The 11,474-nt window shown below is 69.8% G+C and carries 11 protein-coding genes and 1 pseudogene; 2 read left to right on the forward strand and 10 right to left on the reverse strand.

Annotated elements, in window-relative coordinates:
- Positions 1–14: 14 nt before the first annotated feature.
- The 6 genes from AB0D27_RS23985 to AB0D27_RS24010 all read right to left on the reverse strand — a co-directional run bounded on the left by AB0D27_RS23985 (position 15) and on the right by AB0D27_RS24010 (position 7,236).
- On the reverse strand, positions 15–1,013 hold the full coding sequence (locus AB0D27_RS23985; protein WP_362512232.1) for a sugar phosphate isomerase/epimerase family protein: 999 nt from the start codon (positions 1,011–1,013) through the stop codon (positions 15–17).
- Positions 1,014–1,025: 12 nt separating this feature from the next.
- Entirely contained in the window at positions 1,026–2,255 is a 1,230-nt protein-coding gene (locus AB0D27_RS23990) for a Gfo/Idh/MocA family oxidoreductase (protein ID WP_362512235.1), read from the reverse strand.
- A gap of 79 nt (positions 2,256–2,334) precedes the next feature.
- Complete coding sequence (locus AB0D27_RS23995; RefSeq protein ID WP_362512238.1) at positions 2,335–3,384, reverse strand: substrate-binding domain-containing protein; 1,050 nt, start codon at positions 3,382–3,384, stop codon at positions 2,335–2,337.
- 29 nt (positions 3,385–3,413) lie between these two features.
- Positions 3,414–4,433 carry an ABC transporter permease gene (locus AB0D27_RS24000; protein WP_362512241.1) on the reverse strand — a complete coding sequence of 340 codons (1,020 nt, stop codon included), beginning with the start codon at positions 4,431–4,433 and terminating at the stop codon, positions 3,414–3,416.
- Positions 4,430–5,941 (reverse strand): sugar ABC transporter ATP-binding protein, encoded by a 1,512-nt coding sequence (locus AB0D27_RS24005; RefSeq protein ID WP_362512244.1) that lies wholly within the window; start codon positions 5,939–5,941, stop codon positions 4,430–4,432. The genes AB0D27_RS24000 and AB0D27_RS24005 overlap by 4 nt, the downstream gene beginning before the upstream one ends.
- 113 nt (positions 5,942–6,054) lie before the next feature.
- Positions 6,055–7,236 carry an ROK family transcriptional regulator gene (locus AB0D27_RS24010; RefSeq protein WP_362512246.1) on the reverse strand — a complete coding sequence of 394 codons (1,182 nt, stop codon included), beginning with the start codon at positions 7,234–7,236 and terminating at the stop codon, positions 6,055–6,057.
- A gap of 224 nt (positions 7,237–7,460) precedes the next feature.
- Here AB0D27_RS24010 and AB0D27_RS24015 point away from each other — a divergent pair.
- Positions 7,461–7,796 (forward strand): annotated as a pseudogene (locus AB0D27_RS24015) (low temperature requirement protein A); the annotation flags it as partial.
- Positions 7,797–7,833: 37 nt separating this feature from the next.
- On the forward strand, positions 7,834–8,007 hold the full coding sequence (locus tag AB0D27_RS24020; protein WP_362512375.1) for a hypothetical protein: 174 nt from the start codon (positions 7,834–7,836) through the stop codon (positions 8,005–8,007).
- Positions 8,008–8,011: 4 nt separating this feature from the next.
- Here AB0D27_RS24020 and AB0D27_RS24025 read toward each other — a convergent pair whose 3' ends face one another.
- From AB0D27_RS24025 to AB0D27_RS24040, 4 genes are all read right to left on the reverse strand, one after another.
- Entirely contained in the window at positions 8,012–8,686 is a 675-nt protein-coding gene (locus AB0D27_RS24025) for a GntR family transcriptional regulator (protein WP_362512249.1), read from the reverse strand.
- Positions 8,687–8,832: 146 nt separating this feature from the next.
- Entirely contained in the window at positions 8,833–9,771 is a 939-nt protein-coding gene (locus AB0D27_RS24030; RefSeq protein ID WP_362512252.1) for a beta-ketoacyl-ACP synthase III, read from the reverse strand.
- Between the two features lie 141 nt (positions 9,772–9,912).
- A complete protein-coding gene (locus AB0D27_RS24035; protein WP_362512255.1) occupies positions 9,913–10,041 on the reverse strand; it encodes a hypothetical protein in 129 nt (42 codons plus the stop codon).
- On the reverse strand, positions 10,013–11,341 hold the full coding sequence (locus tag AB0D27_RS24040) for an OFA family MFS transporter (RefSeq protein WP_362512258.1): 1,329 nt from the start codon (positions 11,339–11,341) through the stop codon (positions 10,013–10,015). The genes AB0D27_RS24035 and AB0D27_RS24040 overlap by 29 nt, the downstream gene beginning before the upstream one ends.
- Positions 11,342–11,474 lie beyond the last annotated feature (133 nt).

An 11,474-nucleotide genomic window follows, 5' to 3' on the forward strand; every position in this document is an offset into this window, starting at 1 on the left:
GAGAGCGGAAGAGGTCAGTGACCGAACGCCGCGTCGAAGGAGGCCGACGGCGGCTCGAAGTCGTAGGCCTTGAGGCGGGTCAGGGCCTCGGGTGCGCCCTGCAGCCGGTCCATGCCGGCGTCCTCCCACTCGACGGAGATGGGGCCCGCGTAGTCGATGGAACGCAGCATGCGGAAGACGTCCTCCCAGGGGACGTCGCCGTGGCCGGCGGAGACGAAGTCCCAGCCGCGGCGCGGGTCGCCCCAGGGCAGGTGCGAGCCGAGGCGGCCGTTGCGCCCGTCGAGCCGTTTGCGGGCTTCCTTGCAGTCGACGTGGTAGATCCGGTCGCGGAAATCGTGGAGGAAACCGACAGGGTCGAGGTCCTGCCACACGAAGTGCGAGGGGTCGAAGTTGAGGCCGAAGGCAGGACGGTGGTCAACTGCGTCCAGCGCCCTGTGCGTTGTCCAGTAGTCGTATGCGATCTCGCTCGGGTGGACCTCGTGGGCGAACCGCACGCCCTGCGCGTCGAAGACGTCCAGGATGGGGTTCCAGCGCTCGGCGAAGTCCTCGTAACCGCGTTCGATCATCGACTCGGGCGCGGGCGGGAACATCGCGACCAGGTGCCAGATCGCCGACCCGGTGAAGCCGATCACGGTGTCCACGCCGAAGGCGGCCGCCGCGCGTGCGGTGTCGGCGATCTCGGCGGCCGCCCGCTGCCGTACGCCCTCGGGTTGGCCGTCGCCCCAGATGCGGGCGGGCAGGATCGCCTGGTGACGTTCGTCGATGATGGCGTCGCAGACGGCCTGGCCGACCAGGTGGTTGGAGATCGCCCAGCACTTCAGGCCGTACTTGTCGAGGAGTGCGTGCCGGGAGTCGACGTACGCCGGGTCGGCGAGCGCCTCGTCGACCTCGAAGTGGTCGCCCCAGCAGGCGAGTTCGAGTCCGTCGTAGCCGAAGTCGCGGGCCAGGCGGCAGACCTCTTCGAGCGGCAGGTCGGCCCACTGGCCGGTGAAGAGCGTGAAGTTGCGCGGCATTTCCAGGCCTCCTCAGACCGCTATGGGTGTGTAGACGGAGTTCTTCTCGGCGCTCTCCTCCACCGCCGCGAGTACGCGCTGCACTTGCAGCCCGTCGGCGAAGGACGGCACGGGTGGCCGGCCGTCCGCGATGGCCCGCACCAGGTCACGGGCCTGGTGCACGAAGGTGTGCTCGTATCCGAGGCCGTGGCCCGGTGGCCACCAGGCGTCCAGATAGGGGTGGTCGGGCTCGGTGACGAGGATGCGGCGGAAGCCCGCGTGCGCGCCGGGCTCGGTGTGGTCGTGGTAGGAGAGTTCGTTGAGCCGTTCCAGGTCGAAGGCCAACGAGCCGCGCTCGCCGTTGAGTTCGATGCGCAGGGAGTTCTTGCGGCCGCTCGCGAAGCGGGAGGCCTCGAAGGAGGCGAGGGCGCCGGAGGCGAAGCGGGCGGTGAACAGGGCGGCGTCGTCGACGGTGACCGTGCCGAGACCGCCTGTCCCCGGGCCCGCGGACAGCCCGCCGTCCGAAACGGCGGACAGCCCGCTCGACGCCCCGCCGGGCAGCGGCCGTTCCCGTACGAACGTCTCGGTGAGCGCGGAGACTCCGACGAGCGGCTCCCCCGCCAGATACTGCGCGAGGTCGACGATGTGCGCTCCCAGGTCCCCGAGCGCTCCCGATCCGGCCGCCTCCTTGCGCAACCGCCAGGTGAGCGGGAACCTCCTGTCCACCAGCCAGTCCTGAAGGTACGTCACCCGAAGGTGACGCAGGGTGCCGAGGCGGCCCTCGGCGATCATGTTCCGGGCCAGGGAAGTGGCCGGTAGTCGGCGGTAGTTGAAGCCGACCATGGACATCTGCCCCCGGGCGAGAGCCGCTTCGGCGGCTGCCGCCATCACCTCGGCCTCCTCGACCGTGTTCGCGAGGGGCTTCTCGCACAGCACGTGCTTGCCCGCGGCCAGGGCGGCAACGGCGATTTCGGCATGGCTGTCGCCGGGGGTGCAGATGTCGACGAGGTCGACGTCGTCCCGGGCGATCAGGGAGCGCCAGTCGGTCTCGGCCGCCGCCCAGCCGTGCCGCTCGGCCATCGCCCGTACGGCCTGTCCGTCACGGCCGCAGACGGCGGCGAGGACCGGGCGGCGCGGCAGGTCGAAGACACGGCCGACGGTGCGCCAGCCCTGGGAGTGGGCGGCGCCCATGAAGGCGTAGCCGACCATGCCCACGCCCAGTGCGGGCTTCTCGACCTCGTCGCCCCGGTGCGGCTGTCCCATGCGGATGTCCTCCTCGTCGTCGTGGCACGGTGGGGGGTGGGGCCCTGGTCCGCCGGACAGGCCCGGAAGGCAGGGCATCTCATTTGAAGCCGGTGGCCATGTACTGCTGGACGTTGTCCTTGTCGACGACGGCCGAGTAGAGCGTGAGCGACGCGGGGATCTCGAACTCGGCGAGCCCGCCGATGCCCTTGCCCTGGCCGAGCGCGCGGGCCAGGTCGATCGCGGACGCGGCCATGGTCGGCGGATACAGGACGGTGGCCTTCAGGACGCTGTTGTCGGCGTCGATGGCCTGGAAGGCGGAGAGGGCGCCCGCCCCGCCGACCATCAGGAAGTTGTCACGGCCGGCCTGCTTGACGGCGCGCAGCGCGCCGACGCCCTGGTCGTCGTCGTGGTTCCACAGTGCGTCGAACTTCGGCTGCGCCTGAAGGAGTTGGGCCATTTTGGCCTGGCCGGACTCGACGGTGAACTCGGCGGCCTGCCGGGCGACCTTCTTGATGTTCGGGTAGTTTCTCAGGGCCGCGTCGAAGCCCTGCGTGCGCTGCTTGGTGAGCTCGAGGTTGTCGAGCCCGGCGAGTTCGATGACGCGAGCGTCCTTCTTGTCCTTGAGCTTCTCGCCGATGTACTGGCCGGCGCTCAGGCCCATGCCGTAGTTGTCGCCGCCGATCCAACAGCGGTATGCCTGCGGAGAGTTGAAGATCCGGTCGAGGTTGACGACGGGGATGCCCGCGCGCATGGCCTTGAGGCCGACCTGGGTGAGCGCCTTGCCGTCGGCGGGCAGCACGACCAGGACGTCGACCTTCTTGTTGATCAGTGTCTCGATCTGGCCGATCTGCGCGGCCGTGTCGTTGGAGCCCTCGGTGATCTCCAGCGTCACGTCCTGGTACTTCTTCGCGCGGCTCTTGGCGTTGTCGTTGATGGCGTTGAGCCAGCCGTGGTCGGCCTGCGGGCCCGCGAAACCGATCGTGACGTGCTTGCCTGGCTTGTCGTCGGCGGCCGGCTGGTCGTTCGCGGTCGGCTTCTCGTCCTTGGTGTCGTTGCTGGTGCAGCCGACGAGGAGGGCACCGGCCGAGACGGCGGCGGTCCCGAAGAGCAGTCCTCTGCGGCTCGTGGGGCTCGTGGGTTGTGGCATGGCGGTGGACCCTTCCCGTATGGGGCGGCTCAAGAGGTGCTGGCGGTACGGCGCTGGACGAGCACGGCGGCCACGATGATCGCGCCCTTGGCGATCTGCTGGACGTCGCTCTGGAGGTTGTTGAGCGCGAAGATGTTCGTGATCGTCGTGAAGATCAGGACGCCGAGGACGGAGCCGGTGATGGTGCCGCGGCCTCCGCTGAGCAGCGTGCCGCCGATGATCGCGGCCGCGATGGCGTCGAGTTCGTACAGGTTGCCGTTGGTGTTCTGACCCGAGCCGGACAGGATGATCAGCAGGAAGGCGGCGATGCCGCAGCACAGCCCGGAGAGCAGGTACAGATACAGCCGCTGCCGTCGTACGTCGATGCCGGCGAGGCGTGCCGCCTCCGCGTTGCCGCCGACGGCGACCGTGCGCCGCCCGAAGGTGGTGCGGTTGAGGATCAGCCAGCCGATGACCGTGACGACGGCGAAGACGAGGACCAGCGGAGGAATGCCGAGCACGTACGCGTCGCGCTCGCCGAGCTTCAGAAGGCCGTCCACGGTGACGATCTGGGTCTTGCCGTCGGTGATCTGGAGGGCGAGGCCCCGGGCGGAGGCGAGCATGGCGAGCGTCGCGATGAACGGGACCATCCCGCCGTACGCGATGAGCAGGCCGTTGACCAGACCGCAGCCCACGCCGACGAGCACCGCGGTGAAGAGGATGCCCGCGAAGCCGTACTCCTGGGTGGCGACCGTCGTCGCCCATACCGAGGAGAGGGCGACGATCGCGCCGACCGACAGGTCGATGCCGCCGGAGGTGATGACGAAGGTCATGCCGACGGTGACCACACCGATCACGGAGGCCTGGGTGAGGACGAGTTGGAGGTTGCGGGTGTCGAGGAACTCGTCGGGCTTGGTGATGCCGCCGATGACGATCAGGGCGGTGAGGACACCGAGGAGCGAGAGGGTGCGGACGTCGGCGCGGGTCGCGAGCGTCCGCCACGGGGCGTGTTCCTTGACCGGCGACACCTTGGGGGTGTCGTCCCTGGGCGGGGAGACGGGCTGCGTCATGATGTCCCTTCCATGACCAGGTCGAGTACGCGGTGTTCGTCGAGCTCCCGGGCGGGCGCCGTGTGGACGACATGTCCCTCGCGGAGCACCAGGACGCGGTCGGCCAGTCCCAGCACCTCGGGCACTTCGCTGGAGACCAGAAGCACGGCGAGGCCCTCGTCGGCCAGTCGGCGGATGACCGCGTACAGCTCGGCGCGGGCACCGACGTCGACCCCGCGGGTGGGTTCGTCGAGGAGCAGTACGCGGCAGCCGCGCAGCAGCCAGCGCGCGAGGACGGCCTTTTGCTGGTTGCCGCCGGACAGCGTCCGGATGGGGACCGAGGGGTTGTCGGGGCGCAGCGACAGCTCGCGTGTCGCCGCCCTCGCGGCCCCGCGCTCGGCACGCCGGTCGATCCAACCCCCGTGTGAGAAGCGGGACATGGAGGACACTGACACATTGCGGGTGACCGACTCCAGCATCAGCAGGGCCTGAGCCTTGCGCTCCTCGGGGGCGAGACCGAGTCCGGCGCGGACGGCGGCGCGTACGCTTCCCGGGCGCAGGGGCCGCCCGTCCACACTGACCTGACCGGCCGTCGGTTTCCTGGCCCCGTAGATGGTCTCCAGGATCTCGGAGCGCCCCGAGCCGACCAGCCCGGCCAGTCCGACGATCTCGCCGGGCCGCAGATCCAGGTCGAGCGGTGCGAACTCTCCGGTTCGGGCGAGGCCTTGGACCGTGAGGACGGGTTCGGCCGGCGGCCGTGAGTGGGGCCGGTCCGGGAACAGGTACTCGACATTGCGCCCCGTCATCAGTGCCACGACCTCACGCGTCGGCGTGGACTTGGCGGGCAGTCCGCCCGCCACCGCGCGCCCGTCCTTCAGCACGGTCACCCGGTCGCCGATGCGGCGGATCTCCTCCAGACGGTGCGAGATGTAGACGACGGCGACGCCGGCCCCGGTGAGATCGCCGACGATGCGGAAGAGGTTGTCGACCTCGTCGGGGTCGAGGGCGGCGGAGGGCTCGTCCATGACGATGAGGCGTACGTCGTGGGAGAGCGCCCGTGCCATGGAGACGATCTGCTGCTGGGCCGCCGACAGCTCGCCCACGTGCCGCGCCGGATCGATCTCCGGATGCCCAAGTCGCTTTAGCAAAGCGATCGTTGATGCCCGCGCCGCCTTTCCTCGTACGACGAATCCGGCGGCCGTGGGTTCATGTCCGAGGTGGACGTTCTCGGCCACCGACAGGCCCTCCACCAGGTCGAGTTCCTGGTAGATGGTGGCGATGCCGAGGCGCATGGCGGCGATCGGCGACTTGAGGGTGACGTGCGTGCCACGCCAGCCGATGGTGCCCTCGTCAGGCTGGTGGGCGCCGGCCAGGACCTTGATGAGCGTGGACTTTCCGGCGCCGTTCTGGCCGAGCAGGCAGTGCACTTCGCCGGCCTGCACGTCGAGGTCGACGCCGTCGAGGGCCCGGACTCCGGGGAACGACTTGGTGATGCCGGACATGGTGAGCAGCGGTGGTTCTGGTGCCATGACGGTTCCCCTTGGCGGGCGTGCGGGCCGGTTTCAGGGCAGGGCGCTTACGGGGCAAGCGGTTTCAGGGCGTGGCAGAGCAGGGCGCTGTACTGGGTGATCTACGGGGGTGCTTACGCGGGTGAGAACAGGTGGTCGCTGATGAGGCGAGCCGCGCCGATGACTCCGGCGCTGGGGCCCAGCTCGCCCAGCACAATGGGAAGGTTGCCGGTCGCGAGCGGCAGTGACTGTCGGTAGACCTGGGTGCGGATCGCGGCGAGCAGCGTATGACCGAGGCCCGTGACGCCGCCGCCGATCACCACCAGGCCAGGGTTGAAGAAGGAGACCAGACCGGCGATGACCTGACCCGTGCGGTTGCCGCCCTCCCGGATCAGGTCGAGCGCGGTGGCGTCGCCCGCGGCGGCCGCGGCGGCGACATCGACCGCGGTGAGCGCGCCTGCCGCCTCAAGCCGGGAAGCGAGCTCCTCGGAAAGCCCTTGCTGGGCGGCGTCCGTCGCGTCTCGCGCGAGCGCCGCGCCGCTGAAGTGGGCCTCCAGGCACCCCCGGTTGCCGCAGGCGCACGGACGTCCGTCGGGCACGGCCTGGATGTGCCCGATGTCGCCCGCACTGCCCGTCGTTCCGCGGTAGACCTCACCGCCGACGACGATGCCGCAGCCGATGCCCGTACCGATCTTGACGCAGAGGAAGTCGCCCACGGAGCGTGCGACGCCCGCGTGCTGCTCCCCCATGGCCATCAGGTTCACGTCGTTGTCGACCATGACCGGGCAGCCGAGGTCCTGGCTGAGCGCCTCACGCACCGGGAAGCCGTCCCAGCCGGGCATGATCGGCGGGGCGACCGGGACGCCCTCGGGGAAACGGACGGGTCCCGGCACGCCGATCCCGGCGCCGTCGAACCCTTCCGCGAGCCCCGATGCCCTCAACTTTGCCGCCATGGACAGGACCTGCTCGAAGACCGCGACCGGGCCCTCGCGGACGTCCATGGGCTGGTTGATGTGCCCCAGGACTTCCAGCTCCGCGTTGGTGACGGCCACGTCGATCGAGGTGGCGCCGATGTCCACGCCCAGGAAGCGCAGCGCGGGCGCGAGCCGGATGTTGTGGGAGCGGCGCCCGCCGCGTGAGGCGGCGAGTCCGTCGGCCACCACGAGCCCGGTCTCCAGCAGCCGGTCCACCTCGACGGCCAGCTTCGACCGGGAGAGGTCGATCTGATCGCCGAGCTGAGCACGGGAGTTGGGGCCGCCGTCACGCAACAGCCGCAGCAGCCGAGCCTGGTGCGCGTTCGCGGGTCGTGCCGTCATACGTCTCACGAGCCCCTCCCCGCCTCAATCGGCCTGCGTCGCCGTCGGGTTCCGGCCAGGTCGCCGGTCTTGCTTTCGAGGGGAACGTAGCAGCGGCTGCCGGGGGTGGGAAGAAGTCGCGCAGGAATTGCCCCCAACTTTCTCCACTCACAGGACAAAGAGAGGCCGGCCGACGGGACGCGAGGCCGCATACGATCTGCGCATCGATCGGTTCCGGGGAACGCATGAACACGGCAACGGACCAGCCGGGGCGCAGAGTCAGCACCCTGGAGCTCTTCTTCGACCTGGTCTTCGTCTTCACACTCACCCAGCTCACCGTGCTGCTCTCCGCCGACCTGTCGTTCGCTACGGCGGCCCGTGTCGCGCTCATCTTCGTGGTGCTGTTCTGGATGTACGGCGCCTACGCGTATCTCACCAACCAGGTGCCCCCCGACCGGCCTTCGCGGCGGATCCTCCTGATGCTGGGCATGGGCGCGTTCCTGGTCTGCGCCCTCGCCATCCCGCGCGCCTTCGACGGCGGCGGAGTCGTCTTCGGCCTCGGCTTCCTGGCCGTCGTCCTCGTCGCGGCTGTTCCCGGTCACCTTCCGCGCGGCCGCGGTGCCCGTCACCCTGGCCACCGCGCTGCTCGGCATCCGCCTGTCGGCAGTCACCGAACTCCTGGCGCTGGTAGGCGTGTTGGTGGTGATGCTGGGGGCGGAGGCGCGGTGGTCACCGTGCCGGGCCGGCGCGGAGGCTCCGAAGAGCCCCGGTTCCCCGGCGGCCGTGGCCTGATCCGCTATTTCTCGCGCTCGTGGTACATCTTGCGGGTGTGTTCCGTGTGGGCGCGCATGACCGCCGTGGCACGTTGCTCGTCGCGGTCCGTGATCGCCGCGATCAGCTCACGGTGCTCGATCCAGGACTGGTGGCCGCGCTGCCGGGCGACCGGCGTGTAGTACCAGCGGACGCGCCGGTCGACCTGCGCGGCCAACTCGGCGAGGACCGTGTTGCCCGCGAGTTCCATGACCTTCGCGTGCAGCCGGGCGTTCATCGCGACCGCGCCGTCCACGTCGTCGTCGGCGACCGCACGCTCGCCCTGGGCGCACAGCTCCTCCAGCGCGCTGATGGCCTCGGTACCCGCGTTGGCCGCGGCGAGCCGGGCGGCCTCGGCCTCCAGGAGCGTACGGACCGTGAGGAGCTGGTCCGCCTCCTCCTCGGTCGGTTCGTGCACGAACGCGCCCTGGGCGGGCCGCAGGTCGACCCAGCCCTCGGTGCTGAGGCGCTGCAGCGCCTCGCGCACGGGCTGCCGGGACACCCCGAGGTGCCCGGCGAGTTCGCTCTCGACCAAGTGCTGGCCCGGCTGGAGGGCGCGGGTGGTGATGAGTTCGAGCAGCGCCTCGTAGACGCGGTCGCGCAGCGGGCCGGGCCGTTCGAGCTTGGGCACCGCTCCCTGCGGCAGTCCTGTCGACAACATCACGGTCCCTCCTGGGCAGCGTCGTCGCTGCGTGGTGAAAGCCAATTATGAATTGCCTTTCGCCTACAGTCTACGGCGCACAAACGCCAGAAAATACGGGACTTGGGCTCGTCACACCGAGGCAGAGAAGAGTACTTACGAGCAGCTCACGGACAGCGGACGACCTGTCCCGCGTACGACAGATTCCCGCCGAAACCGAAGAGCAGGACGGGGTCGCCCGTGGAGATCTCCCCGCGCTCCACGAGCTTGGAGAGGGCGAGCGGAATGCTCGCGGCGGACGTGTTCCCGGAGTCCGTGACGTCCCGCGCGACGACGGCGTTGACCGCGCCGATCTTCACGGCGAGGGGCTCGATGATGCGCAGGTTCGCCTGGTGCAGGACGACCGCGGCGAGGTCCTCGGGAGCGAGTCCCGCGCGCTCGCAGGCCTTGCGGGCGATGGGCGGAAGCCGGGTGGTGGCCCAGCGGTAGACGCTCTGCCCCTCCTGGGCGAACCGTGCGGGCGTGCCCTCGATCCGGACGGCGTGCCCCATCTCGGGCACCGAGCCCCACAACACCGGCCCGATCCCCGGATCGTCGGACGCTTCGACCACGGCGGCCCCCGCCCCGTCGCCGACGAGCACACAGGTCGTACGGTCGCTCCAGTCGGTCACGTCGGACATCTTGTCGGCGCCGATGACCAGCGCCCGGGTCGCGGCACCGGCGCGCACAGCGTGGTCCGCGGTGGCCAGGGCGTGGGTGAAGCCCGCGCAGACGACATTGACGTCCATGGCGGCCGGTGAGGGGATGCCGAGGCGGGCGGCGACCCGGGCGGCCATGTTCGGGGAGCGGTCGACGGCCGTGGAGGTGGCGACCAGGACCAGGTCGATGTCGCTCGGGGCGAGGCCGGCCGCCGCGAGCGCCTTGGCGGCGGCGTGCGCCGCCAGCTCGTCGACCGGCTCGTCGGGCCCGGCGATGTGGCGCGTACGGATACCCACCCGGCTCCTGATCCACTCGTCGCTGGTGTCGACCAGGCCCGCCAGGTCCTCATTGGTGAGTACCTTGGCGGGCTGGTAATGGCCGACGGCGGCGATCCGTGAGCCGTTCATGAGTGGTCCCCCTTGGTGCCTTGCTTGGGTAGCGGGACACACCAGTCTGATCAGTGACTCACGGGTACGGCGGCAGGTGATGCCACAGGAATGGGGCGCCAGGCTTGTCGGCTTCTGTCAGACCCTCGGACGCCCGAACATCTACCCCGTGAACAGCTGTGTCGCCTTCTGCACGAGTTCGTAGAGCCCGTAACACAGGGGTGCGCCCACCCACAGCCAGGCGAAGGCGATCAGTACCCGCCTACTGGGCGGACTGCTCTCGCTGGACATCGACGGCCTCCCTCGGTGCGGGAATGTGGTGGCGGACGTGGACGGGTCGTACCAGCTCGTTGGCGACGAAGCCGACGGCGAGCAGGCCGATCATGATCAGGAACGAGAGGCCGTAGAGGGACGAGCCGTGCTTGCCCGCCGCCTCCTGGTGGTCCGCGATCCAGTTGACGATCAGCGGGCCGAGGACGCCCGCCGTGGACCAGGCGGTGAGCAGCCGGCCGTGGATCGCACCGACCTGATAGCTGCCGAAGAGGTCCTTCAGGTATGCGGGGATCGTCGCGAAGCCGCCGCCGTAGAACGACAGGATCACCAGCGCGCAGATGATGAAGAGCGGCTTCGACGAGTCCCCGAACCAGGCGATGAGCGCGTACATCAGCGCGCCCACCCCCAGATAGACCCGGTAGATGTTCTTGCGGCCGATCAGGTCGGACGTCGACGACCAGCCGATACGGCCCGCCATGTTGGCGGCCGACAGCAGCGCGACGAATCCGGCGGCCGCGGAGACGGACACCGGCGTGGACGTGTCCGCGAAGAAGTCCGTGATCATCGGGGCGGCCTTCTCCAGGATGCCGATGCCCGCGGTCACATTCATGCACAGCACGACCCACAGGCACCAGAACTGCGGGGTGCGCACGGCGTTCCGGGCGGAGACCTGTACGCCGTCGAGCGAGCTCGGCGCGGACGCGACCGGCTTCTCGCTGCGCGGCACCCGCACCAGCAGTACGCCGAGCGACATGAAGACGGCGTAGGTCAGCCCGTGCACGAGGAAGGCGAGCGCGATTCCGGAGGAGTCGGAGCCGAACGACTTCAGCATCTGCGTGGACCACGGGGAGGCAATCAGCGCGCCGCCGCCGAAGCCCATGATCGCGATGCCGGTGGCCATGCCGGGCCTGTCCGGGAACCACTTGATCAGGGTCGATACGGGTGAGATGTAGCCGATGCCGAGGCCGATGCCGCCGACGAAGCCGTAGCCGAGGACGATCAGCCAGTACTGCTCGGTGGCGGCGCCGAGCGACGCGATCAGAAGGCCGGAGGAGAAGCAGACCAGGGCGACGGTCATCGCCCAGCGCGGCCCGTTGCGCTCGACGAGCGTGCCGCCGAAGGCGGCCGACAGACCGAGCATGACGATGCCGAGCTGGAAGGGCAGCGCGCTCTGGGTTCCGCTGAGGCCGAGCGCGGATTCGAGCGGCGGTTTGAAGACGCTCCAGGCGTAGGCCTGGCCGATGGAGAGGTGGACCGACAGAGCGGCCGGCGGGACGAGCCAGCGGCTCCAGCCGGGCGGTGCGACAGGGGGACTCATGATCCCGAACGATAGGAAGCGGTTGTCCGATGGGGAACCCGCACGACGGAAACCGGTCGACCGTATGCGATGAGCGGTACCGCTGACGCGACGAACGGTCGGCGGGACCGGGCGAACGGCCCCCGAACGTCGC

Origin of the sequence: Streptomyces sp. NPDC048415, from assembly GCF_040651675.1 — a bacterium.
Taxonomy (GTDB): Bacteria; Actinomycetota; Actinomycetes; order Streptomycetales; family Streptomycetaceae; genus Streptomyces.